Annotated in this window: 10 protein-coding genes and 1 pseudogene; 5 read left to right on the top strand and 6 right to left on the bottom strand. The window is 65.2% G+C overall.

Features of this window, described 5'->3' with window-relative positions:
- The first annotated feature begins 467 nt into the window (after positions 1–467).
- Positions 468–1,523 carry an autotransporter outer membrane beta-barrel domain-containing protein gene (locus CXQ81_RS16540; protein WP_101337843.1) on the top strand — a complete coding sequence of 352 codons (1,056 nt, stop codon included), beginning with the start codon at positions 468–470 and terminating at the stop codon, positions 1,521–1,523.
- A 193-nt stretch (positions 1,524–1,716) separates the two neighbouring features.
- On the opposite strand, the gene glgB is transcribed toward CXQ81_RS16540, so the two are convergent.
- The 3 genes from glgB to CXQ81_RS16525 form a co-directional block, all read right to left on the bottom strand.
- Positions 1,717–3,945 carry a 1,4-alpha-glucan branching protein GlgB gene (glgB, locus tag CXQ81_RS16535; RefSeq protein ID WP_101337842.1) on the bottom strand — a complete coding sequence of 743 codons (2,229 nt, stop codon included), beginning with the start codon at positions 3,943–3,945 and terminating at the stop codon, positions 1,717–1,719.
- A 42-nt stretch (positions 3,946–3,987) separates the two neighbouring features.
- Positions 3,988–7,320, bottom strand: coding sequence for a maltose alpha-D-glucosyltransferase (treS, locus tag CXQ81_RS16530; protein WP_101337841.1), 3,333 nt, complete (start codon positions 7,318–7,320; stop codon positions 3,988–3,990).
- A 632-nt stretch (positions 7,321–7,952) separates the two neighbouring features.
- The gene (locus CXQ81_RS16525; protein WP_101337840.1) at positions 7,953–9,953 is read right to left on the bottom strand and encodes an alpha-1,4-glucan--maltose-1-phosphate maltosyltransferase; all 2,001 of its coding nucleotides are present in this window, start codon (positions 9,951–9,953) and stop codon (positions 7,953–7,955) included.
- A gap of 246 nt (positions 9,954–10,199) precedes the next feature.
- Here CXQ81_RS16525 and CXQ81_RS16520 point away from each other — a divergent pair, with 246 nt between their 5' ends.
- A complete protein-coding gene (locus CXQ81_RS16520; RefSeq protein WP_101337839.1) occupies positions 10,200–10,385 on the top strand; it encodes a hypothetical protein in 186 nt (61 codons plus the stop codon).
- A 99-nt stretch (positions 10,386–10,484) separates the two neighbouring features.
- Here the strand turns inward: CXQ81_RS16520 and CXQ81_RS16515 are convergent, their stop codons facing one another.
- Complete coding sequence (locus tag CXQ81_RS16515; protein WP_007930978.1) at positions 10,485–10,991, bottom strand: MgtC/SapB family protein; 507 nt, start codon at positions 10,989–10,991, stop codon at positions 10,485–10,487.
- Between the two features lie 194 nt (positions 10,992–11,185).
- Between CXQ81_RS16515 and CXQ81_RS16510 the strand changes: the two are divergent.
- The 3 genes and pseudogenes from CXQ81_RS16510 to mapR all read left to right on the top strand — a co-directional run bounded on the left by CXQ81_RS16510 (position 11,186) and on the right by mapR (position 14,578).
- Positions 11,186–11,415, top strand: a pseudogene (locus CXQ81_RS16510) (DUF3203 family protein).
- 207 nt (positions 11,416–11,622) lie between these two features.
- On the top strand, positions 11,623–13,035 hold the full coding sequence (ccoG, locus tag CXQ81_RS16505) for a cytochrome c oxidase accessory protein CcoG (RefSeq protein WP_101337838.1): 1,413 nt from the start codon (positions 11,623–11,625) through the stop codon (positions 13,033–13,035).
- 133 nt (positions 13,036–13,168) lie between these two features.
- Positions 13,169–14,578: a GntR family transcriptional regulator MpaR gene (mapR, locus tag CXQ81_RS16500; RefSeq protein WP_007930974.1), complete on the top strand. Its 1,410-nt coding sequence runs from the start codon at positions 13,169–13,171 to the stop codon at positions 14,576–14,578.
- A 325-nt stretch (positions 14,579–14,903) separates the two neighbouring features.
- On the opposite strand, the gene CXQ81_RS16495 is transcribed toward mapR, so the two are convergent.
- Positions 14,904–15,650, bottom strand: a complete 747-nt coding sequence (locus tag CXQ81_RS16495; protein WP_053261011.1) for an SDR family oxidoreductase — start codon at positions 15,648–15,650, stop codon at positions 14,904–14,906.
- 411 nt (positions 15,651–16,061) lie between these two features.
- Positions 16,062–18,140: a bifunctional diguanylate cyclase/phosphodiesterase gene (locus CXQ81_RS16490; protein WP_101337837.1), complete on the bottom strand. Its 2,079-nt coding sequence runs from the start codon at positions 18,138–18,140 to the stop codon at positions 16,062–16,064.
- Positions 18,141–18,320 lie beyond the last annotated feature (180 nt).

Genomic DNA, 18,320 nt, shown 5'->3' with positions numbered 1-18,320 from the left:
CATCTGTCTGGCGGTCCACCAGGCCACTCTCGCCTCCCCGGCAACCGCGGTCGCCGGCCTGATCGACGAAGCGGCCAGCGCGCTGGCCAAGGCCTGACGCGGCCCTTGGCCCAGGAAAATTACCGACTCACCCGCAAAGGACGAGTCGGTAGTGGGCTACCGAAAATCGCTTTTCCCCGCCTCTTTCGACGTTTTTTCGCACAAACAAGAACTTAGAGAATCGCTTTTTTTCAGTCGGTTACACAGCCTGAATTACCTACGCCACTGGTCGGTCATTTTCTTGACGGCTGCCCTGTCGTCTCCTTAGCTACAGCTTACTACCCCCGGAAATACAACCAGGGGCAAGCCTCGGATACCTGCTCTAGAGCGGGTCGCCGAGCCTTGCCTCAACGAACTCGGTCGCCCCTCATTCGGGGTAGGAGAGACGCCACGGCGAGACACGGCATGCGATTGCAAGGTAGCCCTCCATGAAAACTTCACTCACCCCACAAGAGATCAAGATCATTCTGTGCACAGTTTCCGCTTCGGTATTGCTGTGCGCGTCCATGGAGGTACAAGCGTCCCCTGCCGAGGACGAGGCGCAGCTCTGGTATCGCCAGGACCTGCTCCTGAACCGCCTGTTGACACCCGCGCCCTCCGCGACGCCCATGCCGGCCAGCCAGCCCCAGGGCAATAGCCTGGGTATCGTGCAAGGCAGCCCGCAGGTCTGGGACCCGCTGTACGGGCCCGCAGCGCGGCAGACCGACGCCGGCTACCTCGGTTCGCGTTTTGCCAGCAGCATCAACGGCACGCCCGGCGGCCCGGTGCTCTACACCCTGGAAAGCAGCAGCGGGCATACCCAGCGCATCGGCCTGTTGGGCGGCCAGAGCCAGTTCCAGGCCAACGGCCAGGGCGTGCCCGGCGGTTTCAGCGACCCGCGTAACGACCGTTTCAGTGTCCAGGGTCAAAGTCTTGGCGCGTTCTGGAGCCTGACCGGTCCGCAGGGCTGGCACGTCGATCTGTCGGCCAGCGGCGCCCGGGTCAGCGGCTTCAGCCGCACCGAGCAAGGCCAGCGGCAAGCCGCCGAAGGCAGCGCGGTGACCCTGTCGGTGCAAGGCGGGATTCCCATCGGCATCAGCGACAACTGGGTGGTCGAACCCCAGGCGCAATTGATCAACCAGCGCGTCAGCCTGGACAACCCGAATGCCGACAGCAGCACCCGCTCCGCCGGCAACCTCAACGCCTGGAGCGGCCGCGTCGGGGCTCACTTGCAAGGTCGTTATGACATCGCCGGGCACTCGGTGGAACCCTATGTGCGCACCAGCTTGTGGCACACGGTGTACAGCGGCGACACCCTGACCCTGGACAAGGTCGACAAGATCAGCAGCAGCCACAAGTCCTCCACGGTCGAAGTCGGCCTGGGCCTGGTGGCCAGGCTCACCCCCGCCGTCAGCCTGTACGTGAGCGCCGACTACAGCAGCGACGTGGACGACAACGACCTCAACGGACTGATCGGCAGCCTGGGTGTGCGGATGCGCTGGTAAAAACCTGTAGCCGCCGCAGACTGTGATCGGCGGCGCAGCCGACGCAAAGGGAGCATCGGCCATACGCGTCGTCCGGGTTGCGGGCTCTGCGAGCCCGATCGCAGCCTGCGGCAGCGGCTACAGGAGATTGGGTTTTCAGGGACAACTTGAGGGTGTCTGCTCGCGATCCGCTACGCGCAGCGGCCAGTCGATATCACGCTTCGGGTTGCAGGATCAGCACCGCCAGCGGCGGCAGGTTCAACGCCAGCGACAACGCCTGGCCGTGGCTCGCCACGTCCTCGGTGAACACCCCGCCGCCATTGCCATAGTTGGACCCGGCGTAGGTATCGGAGTCGCTGTTGAACAACTCGCCCCAGCGCCCGGCGAAGGGCACGCCGATCCGGTAGGCCTGGCGCGGCACCGGGGTGAAGTTGGCTACCACCAGCAGCGGCTTGCCGTCCTTGCTCCAGCGCAGCCAGGCGTAGACGCTGTTGATCGCGTCGTCGCCGATCAGCCACTGGAAGCCCTGGGGCGCGTCGTCCTGGTCGTGCAGCGCCGGATGCTCGCGGTACAGCCGGTTGAGATCGCCCACCAGCTTCTGCACGCCGCGGTGCTCGGGGTATTGCAGCAGGTACCAGTCCAGTTGCTGATCGTGATTCCATTCGCGCCACTGGCCGAACTCGCAGCCCATGAACAGCAGCTTCTTGCCCGGGTGGGTCCACATGAAGCTCAGGTAGGCCCGCAGGTTGGCGAACTTCTGCCAGCGGTCGCCGGGCATCTTGTCGATCAGCGAGCGTTTGCCGTGCACCACTTCGTCGTGGGAGATCGGCAGGATGAAGCGCTCGGACCAGGCATACACCAGGCCGAAGCTCAGTTCGTTGTGGTGATGGGCGCGGTACACCGGGTCCTGCTGGATGTAATGCAGCGAGTCGTGCATCCAGCCCATGTTCCATTTGTAGGCAAAGCCCAGGCCGCCTTGCTGGGTGCCCTGGCTGACGCCCGGCCAGGCCGTGGACTCCTCGGCGATCACCAGGGCGCCCGGCGCCTCGAGGGACACCACGTCATTCAGGTGACGCAAAAAGTCGATGGCTTCAAGGTTCTCGCGTCCGCCATGGCGATTGGGCACCCACTCCCCGGCGTTGCGCGAATAGTCGCGGTAGAGCATCGAGGCCACGGCATCCACCCGCAGGCCGTCGACATGGAAATGCTTGAGCCAGTGCAGCGCCGACGCCAGCATGAAACCGTGGACCTCGGTGCGCCCCAGGTTGTAGATCAGGGTGTCCCAGTCCTGGTGGAAACCTTCCAGCGGGTTGCCGTATTCGTACAGCGCGGTGCCGTCGAATTGCGCCAGGCCATGGGCGTCGGTGGGAAAGTGCGCCGGCACCCAGTCGAGAATCACCCCGATGCCCGCCAGGTGGCAGGCGTTGACGAACGCCGCGAAGTCGTCGGCGCTGCCGTAGCGGGCGCTGGGGGCGAACTGCGACAGCGGCTGATAGCCCCAGGAACCGCCGAAGGGATGCTCCATGATCGGCATCAGCTCGATATGGGTGAACCCCAGGTTCTGCACATAGGGGATCAGGCGTTCGGCCAGTTCGTGCCAGTCGTACTGGCGCGCCACCTCGCCCAGATCGTCCACCTCGCATTGCCAGGAGCCGGCATGCAGTTCGTAGATCGACAAGGGAGCGTCTGTGCGCTGGCGTTCGCCGCGGGCCTGCATCCAGTCGAGGTCCTGCCAGTCGATGCTCAGCGGGCTGGCGACTTTCGAGGCGGTATCCGGCGGCAACTGAGTGGCCAGCGCCACCGGGTCGGACTTCAGCGGCAGGATGCCGTGGGCGCCGAGGATTTCATATTTGTAGGCTTCGCCCGGGCCCAGGCGCGGCACGAACAGCTCCCAGACCCCGGACGGATGACGCAGGCGCATCGGGTGCCGCCGTCCGTCCCAGACGTTGAAGTCGCCGACCACCGAGACCCGCCGGGCATTCGGCGCCCAGACCGCGAAACGCACGCCGTCGACGCCCTCCACGGTTTTCAGCTGCGCGCCGAGGCAGGCGCTGAGGTCACGGTGGTTGCCCTCGGCGAACAGGTACAGGTCCATCTCCCCCAGCAACGGGCCGAAGCTGTAAGGGTCTTCGCCAATATGTTCGCCACCGGCCCATTGCGTGCGCAGCAGATAGGGCTGGGCCTGGGCAAAGTGCCCGACGAACAACCCCGGCACCTCGGTGCCCTCCAGGCTGCCCAGCACTGTCACGCCATCGCGAGCCAGCACCTGCACACTCAGGGCGCCCGGCAGGAAGGCACGGATGAGTTGGCCGCCGGCGCCGTCGCCATGGGGGCCGAGCACGGCAAAGGGGTCCTGGTGCTCGGCACGCACCAGTGCCTCGACATCCCGCGCGGCGGGCATTGCCTGTTTGACCTGACCCTGTTCCTTGTTCGAGAAACTCATGACTGCTCTCCAGCACTTTTTGTATCGGAAAAGGGTTTCACATCACTCAACCTTCATATCACTTAGCAGCACATGCAGCCCCCGCAGCGGCACCGCGAGCCAGGCCGGACGGTTTTCCGCTTCATACGCCACTTCGTAGGCTGCTTTCTCCAGGCTGAACAAGGCCAGCGCGGCGTCCTCGCCATTCTTTTCCTGCCAGGCATGAGCAAGACTAGCTGCCGCCAGCCGGTACGCCTGGACAAACGACTCGCGGGCTTCGCGCAGATAACGCTCGGTGACCCGCTGCCGGGCCGCCAGGGCGTGGGCCGAGGCGTCGAGGCTCTGGCCGCCGAGGGCCAGCGCCGCGGCATAGTCGAAGGAGCGCAGCACGCCGCTGACGTCCTTGTACGGACTGTGCTTGCCCCGGCGCTCGTCCAGCGGCCGGGCCGGTTCGCCCTCGAAATCGATCAGGTAGGCGTCGCCCTTGATCACCAGCACCTGGCCCAGGTGCAGGTCGCCGTGGACGCGCATGCGCAGGCCGCCGACCGCCTGTTTCGCCAGGCCCTGGATATGCGCCAGGATCGCCGTCTTGTGTTGGCTCCACGACGCCACGCGCTGTCGATCCTCGGCCGTCAGCTCAGCCTGATGCTGCTTGAGCAAGTGCAAGGCCCGTTCCAGTTGTGCGCCAATCTGCCTGGCCCAGGCCTGGGCGTCCTTGTCGGTACTCGGCCGCGCGCGGAAGGCCGGGTTGGCGGTCGGCGCCGCGAGGACCTGGTGCATTTCCCCCAGGCGCTGGCCGAGCATGCCGGCAAAGTCGCGCAGCTCGCCCAGGGCGTTGTAATGCTGGTCCTGCTCGGACATGGCGTCGGCCAGTTCGTCGCGGATCGCCCGCTCCAGGTTGTTCTGGGTCCACTCCCAGGCATCGCCCTGATTGCTCAGGTAACCCTGGGCGATCATCAGCAGGCTGTCCTCGCCCTGCCCGTCCCGGCGGATCACCGAACCGAGCAAGGGTGAAATGTGCTGGAAGCCGGCGGCGGTCAGGTAGGCGCTCATCTCCAGTTCCGGGTGCACGCCGCTGGCCACCTTGCGGATCAGCTTGAGCACCAGGCTGGTGCCGATCACCACCGAGCTGTTGGATTGCTCGGCGGACAGGTAGCGCACTTCGGATGCCGCGCCCAGGCCGAGCCCGGCCAGTTGCTCCGTGGCCTCGAAGCGGATCTCGCCATCACCACAGGGCAGCACGGTGTGCGCCTGGATCGCCTGCAGGACATTGTGCACAAAACTTTCCAGGGCAAAGGCGTCGGTGATCAGCCCCACCTGGCGGCCACGGCGCACCCGCGCCAGGGCCAGTTGCTGCGGCAGCGCGGCGCCGATCTGCTCTTCGCCGAGCAAGCCGAACGGCAGCTGGTAGCGCCCGCTCTGGCCGCCGCCGCTGACCTCCAGCTCGCTGAGCAACACCGGATGCTGCGGATCGCCGAAGCGCACGCCATAGGCGATGTGCACCTGCTCGATGGCGCTGTCCTTGCCGGCGAACCAGCGACGCTTGGGCAGCCAGGTCGGCAGCGAACTCTGCTCCAGGGTGGTGCGCGACGGCGCTTCGAGCAATTCCTCGAGGCGTTTTTTCAGCACCAGGGTGGTGAAGTCCGGCATGCTCTGGGCCGGCTCCACATGCCAGCTCGGCATCTGGTTTTCCGCCGCCAGGACAAACCAGTAGAAACCGTAGGGCGCCAGGGTCAGGAGGAAATTCAGCTGGCCGATCGGCGGGAAGGCATTCCCGCCGAGCATCTCCACCGGCACCATGCCGGCGAACGCCGACAGGTCCAGTTCCGCCGCCTGGGCGCTGCGCGACACGTTGGCCACGCAGAGGATGATTTCGTGCTTGCCGTCAGGCCCGGTGTATTCGCGGGTGTAGGCCAGGATCCGGCGGTTGCTCGGCGACAGCATCTTCAGGCTGCCGCGGCCGAAGGCCTTGGACTGTTTGCGGATCGCCAGCATGCGCCGGGTCCAGTTGAGCAGCGAATGGGGGTCGCCGGCCTGGGTCTCGACATTCACCGACTGGTAGCCGTACAGCGGGTCCATGATCGGCGGCAAGACCAGGCTCGCCGGGTCGGCCCGGGAGAAGCCGCCGTTGCGGTCGATCGACCATTGCATCGGTGTGCGCACGCCATCGCGGTCGCCCAGGTAGATGTTGTCGCCCATGCCGATCTCGTCGCCGTAATACAGGGTCGGCGTGCCGGGCATCGACAGCAGCAGGCTGTTGAGCAGTTCGACCCGGCGGCGGTCGCGCTCCATCAGCGGCGCCAGGCGCCGGCGAATGCCCAGGTTGATCCGCGCGCGGCGGTCGGCGGCGTAGTAGTTCCACAGGTAGTCGCGCTCGCGGTCGGTGACCATCTCCAGGGTCAGCTCATCGTGGTTGCGCAGGAAGATCGCCCATTGGCAGTTGGCGGGAATCTCCGGGGTCTGGCGCAGGATGTCGGTGATCGGGAAGCGGTCTTCCTGGGCCAGCGCCATGTACATGCGCGGCATCAATGGGAAGTGGAAGGCCATGTGGCATTCATCGCCGTCGTCGCCCTTCACGTCGCCCTTCTTTGTTTGACCGAAGTACAACTGGGTGTCTTCCGGCCACTGGTTGGCTTCGGCCAGCAGCATGCGGTCCGGGTAGTTGGCGTCGATCTCGGCGCGGATCTGCTTGAGCACGTCGTGGGTCTCGGGCAGGTTCTCGTTGTTAGTGCCGTCACGTTCGATCAGGTAAGGAATGGCGTCCAGGCGCAGGCCGTCGATGCCCATGTCCAGCCAGTAGCGCATCACCGACAGCACCGCCTTCATCACCTGCGGGTTGTCGAAGTTGAGGTCCGGCTGGTGGGAATAGAAGCGGTGCCAGAAGTACTGGCCGGCCACCGGGTCCCAGGTCCAGTTGGATTTCTCGGTGTCGAGAAAGATGATCCGCGTGCCGTCGTACTTCTGATCGTCATCGGACCACACATAAAAATCCCGCGCCTTGGAGCCGGCCTTGGCCTTGCGCGCCCGCTGGAACCAGGGATGCTGGTCCGAGGTGTGGTTGATGACCAGCTCGGTGATCACCCGCAGCCCGCGCTGGTGGGCCTCGGCGATAAACCGCCGGGCGTCGGCCAGGGTCCCGTAGTCGGGGCTGACGCCGCGGTATTCGGCGATGTCGTAACCGTCGTCGCGGCGCGGCGAGGGATAGAACGGCAGCAGCCAGATGGTGTTCACCCCAAGGTCGGCGATGTAGTCGAGCTTGGCGATCAACCCGGGAAAATCGCCGATCCCGTCGTTGTTGGAGTCGAAATAGGATTTGACGTGAACCTGATAGATCACCGCGTCCTTGTACCAGAGCGGGTCCTTGATGAAGGTGGCTGACCTGGTTTTCTTCGCCATGGGTAACTCCTGAAAAATTCATTGGTCCGTGGCTGTGTAACTGCCCTGTAGCCGCTAGCCTGCTGGCTGCGCAAAGCCCGCAGGGCCTTCAACGGCCCCAAGAGCGCGTCCCGTTCCGGGCCGATCGCAGCCTGCGGCAGCGGCTACACCGATCGCGCCTGTAGCCGCTGCCGAGCCTGCGAGGCTGCGACAAGGTCCGCAGGACCTTCGACGGCCTCAAGAGCGCGTCCCGTTCCGGGCCGATCGCAGCCTGCGGCAGCGGCTACACCGATCGCGCCTGTAGCCGCTGCCGAGCCTGCGAGGCTGCGATAAGGTCCGCAGGACCTTCGACGGCCTCAAGAGCGCGTCCCGTTCCGGGCCGATCGCAGCCTGCGGCAGCGGCTACACCGATCGCGCCTGTAGCCGCTGCCGAGCCTGCGAGGCTGCGATAAGGTCCGCAGGACCTTCGACGGCCTCAAGAGCGCGTCCCATTCCGGGCCGATCGCAGCCTGCGGCAGCGGCTACACCGATCGCGCCTGTAGCCGCTGCCGAGCCTGCGAGGCTGCGATAAGGTCCGCAGGACCTTCGACGGCCTCAAGAGCGCGCCCCGTTCCGGGCCGATCGCAGCCTGCGGCAGCGGCTACCGGTGTGAATCAGGCAACGCTGATGCGCCAGATGCCAAACGGTTGCTGCCAGGGTTCGATCCGCATGAACTGGGTCTTGCCGTACCAGGTCCAGCGATGGCCGTTCATCAGGTCCTCGCCCTGGGTCTGCGCATCGTCGGGCAAGCCCAGTTCCCACAGCGGCAATTCGAAATGCGCTTCCTGAGCGTTGAACGGGTCGAGGCTGACCGCCACCAGGATGAAGTTGCCGAGGTCGGCGGTGCGCTTGCCGAAATACAGGATGTTGTCGTTCCAGGCGTTGTAGACCTGCAAGCCCAGGTGCGTCTGCAGCGCCGGGTTCTGTCGCCGGATGCGGTTGAGCTGGGCGATCTCGGCAATGATGTTGCCGGGGGCGCTGAAGTCCCGGGGGCGGATCTCGTATTTCTCCGAGTCCAGGTATTCCTCGCGCCCCGGAACCGGCGCCGCCTCGCACAGCTCGAACCCCGAATACATGCCCCACAGGCCCGAGCCCATGGTGGCCAGCGCGGCGCGGATGAGAAACCCCGGGCGCCCCGAGTCATGGAGAAAGAACGGGTTGATGTCCGGCGTATTGACGAAGAAGTTCGGCCGGTAGCATTCGCGCCACGGCGACTGATTGAGTTCGGTGAAGTAAGTCGCCAGTTCGCTCTTGGTGTTGCGCCAGGTGAAATAGGTGTAGCTCTGGGAATAACCGACCTTGCCCAGGCGCGCCATCATCGCCGGCGTGGTGAAAGCCTCGGCGAGAAAGATCACCTCCGGGAACCGCGCCCGCACATCGGCGATCAGCCACTGCCAGAACGGCAGCGGCTTGGTATGGGGGTTGTCCACGCGAAAGATCTTCACCCCCTCCTCGACCCAGCCGACCACGATGTCGCGCAACTCCAGCCACAGGCTGGGGATGGCCTCGATGGCATAGAAGTCGACGTTGACGATGTCCTGGTATTTCTTCGGCGGGTTCTCGGCGTATTTGATGCTGCCGTCCGGACGCCAGTTGAACCAGCCCGGATGCTGCTTGAGCCAGGGATGGTCCTGGGAACACTGGATGGCGAAATCCAGGGCGATCTCCAGGCCGTGCTCGGCGGCGGCCGCCACCAGGCGGCGGAAATCCTCGCGGCTGCCGAGCTGCGGATGGATCGCCTCGTGGCCACCCTCTTCGCTGCCGATCGCATAGGGGCTGCCGGGCTCGTCGGGGCCGGCGGTCAGCGAGTTGTTGCGGCCCTTGCGAAAGCTGCGGCCGATGGGATGGATCGGCGGGAAGTACAGCACGTCGAAACCCATGTCATGGATCATCGCCAGGCGCGAGTGCACATCGTCGAAGGTGCCATGACGGGCCGGATCATCGGTGATCGAGCGGGGAAACAGCTCGTACCAGCTGGCGAACTGCGCGCGTTCGCGCTCCACGTCCAGCGGGTATTGCGGGCTCAGGCTCAGGTAGGGACGGTGGTCGGCCTCGGCCATCAGCCGTGCACTGCGTTCGTGCAGGAACAGCGCCACCTGCTCGGCTTCGAGCAGCATCGCCAGCTGATGGTGCAGCGCCAGCAACTGCTCGCGCAGCGGCCCTTCGCTACGCTCGGCGGCGTGCAGCACATGGCTGCGGCCCTCCTGCAATTCGAGGCTGACCGCGATGCCGGCCTGGTGTTTCTTCTGCAGGTCGTAGCAGAAGCTGGCGAACTGATCGATCCAGGCCTCGATGCAATACAGGTAGCGGCCCTGGCTGGGCACTGTGAACTGGCCTTCCCAGCTATTGTTGCCGAGGTCTTCCATGGTTTCGCTGTGCCAGTGGCTGTCGGCTTCGGCGCACCAGCGGATGCGCACGGCCAGTTTGTCGTGGCCGTCGGCGAACACCTTGCTGCTGACCCGCACCACCTGCCCCGCCACCGCCTTGACCGCGAACTGGCCACCGTCGATCAGCGGCCGAGTGTTCTCGATGACGATACGCGGCAGCAGCAAGGCCTGCGACAGGGGCAGGTTCGGGTTGTATTGCAGTTCGGTCGGTCTTTTTTCGGCAGTCATCGAGCATCACTCCTTACGCCCCATGGACGCTCTGTTGCTGGTCTATTCCGGCGCGGGCCCTCTCTTGGGAGCGGCCCCCAGGGTCGGCGACGACCCGCGCGGATCAGCGAAGCACTTAGGTTCCGAGACACCAGGGCCGGGAAAGTTCACCCGGATTTGCCTCCCTTCGCGCCGGGAATCAAATCACCGAGCCGAGGGTCCACCTTGGGAGACTGTGCAAAACCAAGCACAAAGGAGGCCATGCCGATGAGTATCCCGATCCCGGCGGAAACGCCCGACCCGAACATCGACCACCCGACGTTGCCGCCAACCGAGCCGCAACCGGTGCCCGAGGAAGATCCACCCGAAACTACCCCACCGCCCAGGGAGGACCCGCCGAGCGATCCGGCACCGGTCATCGCTTGCGGTCACAGCATTACGCCCAAACCATGACAAGCGTAGACAATCGGTTGCCCGTCGCTGCCGTCGCCAACCGGCAGCGGGCATCCCTTCGTTGCTGGCGGCGAGTGTGCCCGCGACGCTTCAGGGCGTTTATCCGGGCGGTTCATCGTCGCCTTCCAGCTTGCGCACTATCCAGGGCATCACGCTGAAGACCGCCAGCGCCAGCAGGGTGCTGAACACCGCCGTGGCTTCGCGGCCGACGCCCGCCGAGACGCCGATCGCCGCGGTCATCCACAGCCCGGCCGCGGTGGTCAGGCCCTTGACGTGCCCTTCCTCGTCCTGCTTGCCCTTGAGAATGGTGCCCGCGCCGAGAAAACCGATACCGGCGATCACCCCCTGCACCACCCGGCTCATGGCATCGGCCTGGGCGCCGGACATCTGCGGCACCAGCACGAACAGCGCCGCCCCCAACGCCACCAGCATATGGGTGCGCACCCCGGCGGCCTTGCCCTTGTGCTCGCGTTCGAAACCGAGAATGCCGCCCAGCAGCGCGGCGATCAGCAGACGTACGGTGATCTGGGTGAGTTGCCGGGCATCGCCGATATCGGCGAACTCCGCTTGCAGGGTGACCCAGACTTCATGCCACCAGGCGTTCATGCGCAGGTCCTTTCCGTTCGGGTTCTCAGGTTCTTATTGGCGGGCGGGCAACGAGGCAGCCCTCCTTAATCAAAGGACAGCGACACCGGGCAAAAGGTGCGATCCGTCAGCGGGTGACCACTGATCGGTCGGGCAGCCCCCCGGACGGCAGCCGGGCCCTGAAAACCGTACCCACCGCACAACAGGATTCGCCCATGAGCCTGCGCATCGAAAACCGGATCTGCCATTTCGACACCGAAGACCTTCACGCCCGCCTGCCAGCGCCGTGACCGTGATCACCGACGCGGCCAGGTCGATGTCGGCGGTCGACCTCGAAGGCCGGCGTATCTACATCACCGAAGCAGAAGCCGACGCATTGACCGTAGCAGGCGCCACCGACGGCCGGCGTCATCTGCGCGCCAGCGACAGTGATTCGGTGATTTGACTGATCTGCATCACAGCGCCCGGCGCAGGCCTGTGCCAGACGTCGACGGCGCCCGATAGCGGGCGCCTGGCCGGGTATGGCAAGTTGTCGCAGGGCAGCGCCCGACGGGCATCTGATCTGCTTTTTATTGCGATACCTGAGTCTGTTATGCAAACAGATCGCTGGGCATAGTTCATCTGCCTGATGGAGGCTGATGAGCGAACGACCATGAGCGAAAGAATCCCCGTCCGATTAGTAGAAACATTCGAGCCTGCGCGCCCAAAGACGAAGGCCAAATCCAGCGACAACCTGATCCACACCCGCAGTTTCACCGGCCTGTTCCGCACCCTGCGCATGAGCGGCGCGGGCTTCCTGTTCCTGCTGTTCTTCGGCACCGTGTGGTTGAACTGGGGCGGCCGCCAGGCGGTGCTCTGGGACCTCGCGGAAAGCAAGTTCCACATCTTCGGCGCCACCTTCTGGCCGCAGGATTTCATCCTGCTCTCGGCGTTGCTGATCATCTGCGCCTTCGGCCTGTTCGCCATCACCGTGTTCGCCGGCCGCGTCTGGTGTGGCTATACCTGCCCGCAGAGTTCCTGGACCTGGCTGTTCATGTGGTGCGAGAAGATCACCGAGGGTGAACGCAACCAGCGCATCAAGCTCGCGGCCGCGCCCTGGAACCTGAACAAGCTGATCCGCCGTTCGGCCAAGCACACCCTGTGGCTGGCCATCAGCCTGCTCACCGGCTTGACCTTCGTCGGTTACTTCACGCCGATCCGGCCGCTGGCCGAGGAGTTGCTGACCCTGCAGATCGGCGGCGTCAGCCTGTTCTGGGTGCTGTTCTTCACCGGCGCCACCTACCTCAACGCCGGCTGGCTGCGCGAGGCGGTGTGCATGCACATGTGCCCGTATGCGCGGTTCCAGAGCGTGATGTTCGACAAGGACACCCTGACCATCTCCTACGACCCGGCCCGTGGCGAAATCCGCGGCCCGCGCAAGCGTGGCGTGAAACCCGCCAATATCGGCCTCGGCGACTGCATCGATTGCCAGCTGTGCGTGCAGGTCTGCCCGACCGGCATCGACATCCGCGACGGCCTGCAGATGGAATGCATCGGCTGCGCCGCCTGCATCGACGCCTGCGATTCGATCATGGACAAGATGGGCTATGCCCGGGGCCTGATCAGCTACACCTCGGAGCACCAGTTGCAGGGAGGCAAGACCCACCTGCTGCGCCCACGCCTGATCGGCTACAGCGCGGTGCTGCTGGTGATGATCGGCGCCCTGGCCCTGGCGCTGGTGGAGCGGCCGATGGTGTCGCTGGACGTCAGCAAGGACCGTGGCCTGTTCCGCGAAAACAGCCTGGGCCAGATCGAGAACATCTACAGCCTGAAGATCATCAACAAGACCCAGCAACGCCAGGATTACCGCCTGCAACTGGTGGACGGCGACGGCTTCCAGCTGCAAGGCAAGACCGAAGTCAGCCTGGCCGCGGGCGAGATCGTCGACCTGCCGGTGTCGGTGGCGATGATCGCCGAGCAGCCGCAGAGCAGTTCCCAGGAGCTGAGTTTCAAGGTGGTCGACGCCGACCAGCCAGAGATCTACAGCGTGGCCAAGAGCCGGTTTGTTGCGCCCTTGAACCGTTGATCCCTTAGACTGGGCGCCGCTTTGCGGCTATCGCGAGCAAGCTCGCTCCTACAGGTGCGCATTGGTCCTTGTAGGAGCGAGCTTGCTCGCGATAAATCGCTCAGCCACCGCAGCCTCCAACCCGAGCCGCCCCATGAAACGCTACGAAAAATTCGCCGACGACATCGCAGAACTGATCCGCTCCGGGGTGCTCGGCCCCGGCCAGCGCGTACCTTCGGTACGTTATGCCAGCCAGACCTATGGGGTCAGCCCGTCCACGGTGTTCCAGGCCTATTACCTGCTGGAACGCCGCGGCCTGATCCGCGCCCGGCCGCGCTCCGGCTACTTCGTCAACACCCATGCGCCGAGCCCGTTCTCGGAGCCGGTGATCAGCAGCCAGGTCAACGAGTCCACCGAAGTCGATGTCAGCGAACTGGTGTTCTCGGTGCTGGACTCGATCAAGGACCCGACCACCGTGCCGTTCGGCTCGGCCTTTCCCAGCCCGACCCTGTTCCCGCTGCAGCGCCTGTCGCGTTCCCTGGCCAGCGCCAGCCGCGAGATGGACCCACGGGTGGTGGTCACCGACATGTCGCCGGGCAACCCGCAGCTGCGCCGGCAGATCGCCCTGCGCTACATGGTTGGCGGGCTGATGCTGCCCATGGAAGAACTGCTGATCACCAACGGCGCCCTGGAAGCCCTGAACCTGTGCTTGCAGGCGGTGACCGAACCCGGCGATCTGGTGGCCATCGAGGCCCCGGCCTTCTACGCCAGCCTGCAAGTGCTGGAGCGCCTGAAACTCAAGGCCGTGGAAATCCCCGTGCACCCGCGGGACGGCATCGACCTGGGGGTGCTGGCGCAGACCCTGGAGCGGCATCCGATCAAGGCCTGCTGGTGCATGACCAGCTTCCAGAACCCCATGGGCGCGACCATGCCCGAGGCGAAGAAGCAGGAGCTGGTGGCGTTGCTGCGCAGCCATCAGGTGCCGCTGATCGAGGACGACGTCTACGCCGAGCTGTATTACGGCCAGCAGGCGCCGAAACCGGCCAAGGCCTTCGACACCGAGGGCCTGGTGATGCATTGCGGCTCGTTCGCCAAGAGCCTGGCCCCGGGTTATCGCATCGGCTGGGTCGCCGCCGGGCGTTACGCGCAAAAGATCGAACGGCTGAAACTGATGACCTCGCTGTGCGCCTCGATGCCGGCCCAGGCGGCCATCGCCGACTACCTGCAACACGGCGGCTACGACCGCCACCTGCGCAAACTGCGCTATGCCCTGGAAGAACAGCAGAGCGCCATGCTCGCCGCCATCGCCCGCTACTTCCCGGCGCAGACCCGGGTCAGCCAGCCGGCCGGCGGCTACTTCCTGTGGCTGGAACTGCCAGCGCAGATGGATTCGTTGAAGCTGTTCCAGATGGCCCTGGCCCAGGGCATCAGCATCGCCCCGGGACCGATCTTCTCGCCGACCCAGCGCTTTCGAAACTGCATCCGCCTCAACTATGGCAGCCCGTGGAACGAAGCGGCGGAACAGGCCATGGAAACCCTGGGCAGGATCGTGCGGTCGTTCTGAAGCCGGGCCAGCGCTCCACGTAAACGTGGAACCTGTAGCCGCGCAGATGGCCGAGCTCCGCGAAGCTGCGACAAGGTCCGCAGGACCTTCGACGGCCTCAAGAGCACGTCCCGTTCCGGGCCGATCGCAGCCTGCGGCAGCGGCTACACCGATCGCGCTCCCCTGTAGCCTGCGAGGCTGCGAACGGTTTGGGCGGCACTCCGACATAGCGACCGCAAATCCTGAACTTGCGATCTGCCTGGATAGACGCGCTGTCCGGCCTTGCGACTGCTGCGCAGTCGATCGCAGCCTCGCGGGCTCGGCAGCGGCTACACGCGTGAGGCTCTCAGCGGCCGCCGCCCAGGTCGATAAAGGTCCCGGTGGAATACGAGGCTTTGTCCGACAGCAGCCAGATGATCGCCTCCGCCACCTCGTCCGGGCGGCCGCCGCGGCCCATGGGGATGGCGGATTCCAGCTTGCTGACGCGGTCGGCGTCGCCGCTCAGGGCATGGAAGTCGGTGTAGATGTAGCCCGGGCGCACGCCGTTGACGCGGATGCCTTCGCCGGCGACTTCCTTGGACAGGCCGATGGTGAAGGTGTCCAGCGCCCCCTTGGAGGCGGCGTAGTCGATGTACTCGCCGGGCGCGCCCAGGCGGGCGGCGACCGAGGACACATTGACGATGCTGCCGCCCTGCCCGCCATGCCTTGGCGACATGCGCAGCACCGCGTGCTTGGCGCAGAGGATCGGCCCGAGCACGTTGGTCTTGATGATCTTGAGAATGCGGAATTCGGACATTTCGTCGAGCCGCGACTTCTGCCCGACGGTCCCGGCGTTGTTCACCAGCGCGGTGACCCGCCCCAGCTCGGCATCGACCCGCTGGTAGAGGGCGATCACTTCGTCCTCGATGCTGACATCGGCCCGCACGGCAATCGCCTGGGCGCCCAGGCCGCGTACCTGCTCCAGCACCTGGAAGGCCGCCTGTTCGTCGGCCTGGTAGTTGATGCAGATGCGATAGCCCTGTTGCGCGGCCAGCAGCGCGGTGGCCGCGCCAATACCGCGGCCGCCACCGGTGATGAGGATGACTTTGTCCATGCTGCCAACTCCCTCGCTGATCTTTGAACGCCAGCAATTAAACACCCTGCGGCGAGCGTTGCAAACCTTCTCGGGGCCGTCATCCGCCCCCTGGCTGATCGCCGGTCGGCGTGTCTATCCAGGCAGATCGCGGGCTTGGGGTTTGTGCTCGCTGCGTCGGAATTCCGCCCAGACCGGACGCAGCCTCGCAGGCTCGGCAGCGGCTACAGGAGTCGGCTAAAACGCGATCGATGTAGCCGCTGCCGCAGGCTGCGATCGGCCGGCATGGCCGTGATGTTATTGCGGTAGCACGGTCTTGGGATTTTCTACCGTCTGGTCCATCGTCATCGCGGGCAAGCCTCGCTCCTACAGACACGCTGTAGCCGCTGCCGAAGGCTGCGAACCTGCGAAGCAGGCAGGCGTTCGACGCGTTCAGAGCGCCAGCTGTTCGGCCTGATGGATGTTCTGCATGAACCGTGCGGCCGGCAGCGGATGGCCGAGGAAATAACCTTGCAGCGAATCGCAGCCCAACTGGGTCAGGAAGGTCTGCTGCACGTCGGTTTCCACGCCCTCGGCGACGATCCGCAAGCCCAGGGCCCGGCCCAGGGCGACGATGGCCGAGACGATCGCCGCGTCGTCGCTGTCGTGCTCCAGGTCGCGGACGAAGCCGCGGTCGATCTTCAACTCGTTGGCCGGCAGGCGTTTGAGGTACATCAGGCTCGAATAACCGGTACCGAAGTCGTCGATGGACAGGTCCACGCCCATCTCCGCCAGTTGCTTGAGCACAGTCATGCTGGCATCGGCATCGCTCATGGCCGTGGTCTCGGTAATCTCCAGGGTCAGGCTGTTGGCCGGCAAGCGATGCAGGCTCAGCGCCTTGGCCACGCTGTCGACCAGCCCGGCATGGCAGAACTGCAACGCGGAGATATTCACCGCGATCCGCCAGCCTTCATAACCTTCGCTGTACCACTCGCGCATCTGCCGGCAGGCCTCGTTGAGCACCCACTCGCCGATGGGGATGATCAGCCCGGTCTTTTCCGCAAGGTCAATGAACGTGTCCGGCAGCAGCAGCCCCAGTTGCGGGTGCTCCCAGCGCAACAAGGCTTCGGCGCCCACCGGCAAGCCGTTGGTGGCATCGAACTTGGGCTGGTAATAGAGCCGGAACTCGCCGTGCTCGACGGCATGGCGCAGGTCCTGCAACAGTTGCAGTTGCCGGCGCGCGTCGCTGTTCATCGAGGCGTCGAAGAAGCTGTAGCCGTTCTTGCCGGTGCCCTTGGCGTGATACATCGCCGCATCGGCGTTCATCAGCAGTTCCTGGGGCGTCAGGCCGTTGCCCGGGTACACCGCGATGCCAACGCTGGCGGAGATCTGCAACTCGTGTTCGGCGACCCGGAACGCCTGGCCGATCAGGCCCACCTGGCGCGCGGCCAGGCGCAAGGCATCGTCCGCCTCGTTCAGTTGCACCAGCAGCACGAACTCGTCGCCGCCGATCCGCGCCAGGGTGTCCTGGCTGCGCAGGTCTTCGCGCAGGCGCACCGCCACCTCGCGCAGCAACTGGTCGCCCATGTGATGGCCGAAGGCATCGTTGACCGGCTTGAAGCCGTCCAGGTCGATGAACATCAGCGCGAAGCAACCGCCCTGCTCCGTCACCCGCTGCATCGCCTGGTCGATACGATCGGCCAGCAGCGTGCGGTTCGGCAGGCCGGTCAGGGTGTCGTGCAGCGCCAGTTGGGTCAGCTCACGGTTGGCCACGGTCAGCGACTCGGCCAGCACCGCGGTGCGCGCTTCCAGGCGCGCGTCGAGTACCGAAGTCAACAAGGCAATGACCAGCACCGCCAGGGTGGTGATCAGCACCAGGTTGTCCAGGCCCTTGCCGCTCAGGCCGTCCACCGCCGCGCCACAGAAACTGCCGTCGGCGAAGCGCGCCGCGGCCATGCCGGTGTAGTGCATGCCGACAATGGCGATGCCCATCACCACCGCGGCCCCACAACGGGCCAGGCGTACATAAGGGGTATTACGGCGCAGGTGAAAGGCGATCCACAGCGCCGCGGCCGAGGCGCCGACGGCAATCAGCAGCGAGGCGCCGAACAGGCTCGGGTCGTAGTCGATGCCCGGCTGCATGCGCATCGCCGCCATGCCGGTGTAATGCATGGCGCTGATCCCGGCGCCCATGATCAGCGCGCCGAAGGCCAGCTGCCAGAGCGGCAGGCTCTGCTGGCTCACCAGCCACAGGGCGAAACCGCAGGACAGCACGGAAATCAGTAGCGACAGCGCGGTGATGCCAGTGTCGTAGCCCAGGTCGATGGGCAGGCTGAAAGCGAGCATGCCGATAAAGTGCATCGACCACACCCCGATGCCCATGGCCAGGGCGCCGCCGGCCATCCACAGCAACGCCGCCCGACCACGCGTGGTGGCGATGCGACCGGTCAGGTCGAGCGCGGTGTAAGAGGCGAGAATCGCCACAAACAGGGAAATCAGAACCAGGGCGGGAGAGTAGGTACCGGTGAGCATGAACGTCTCGTGGCGTTAGCCGGAAGCGTCCATGCCCGGCGGTAAAAAGGCGCAATTGTACTGCTTGCGTATAGAAACACACTCACAAAGTAAGCAAAAAGCCATCAGTCGGACGAAAGTAGCCGGTTGATAAAACAAACCGGTTACAGCAGCGGCGCCAAGCGTTGTCACCCCACCGGC

Origin of the sequence: Pseudomonas sp. 09C 129, from assembly GCF_002843625.1 — a bacterium.
GTDB lineage: Bacteria > Pseudomonadota > Gammaproteobacteria > Pseudomonadales > Pseudomonadaceae > Aquipseudomonas > Aquipseudomonas chlororaphis.
Note: the sequence above shows the minus strand (reverse complement) of the source record. Positions and strands in the feature narration are given on the sequence as shown.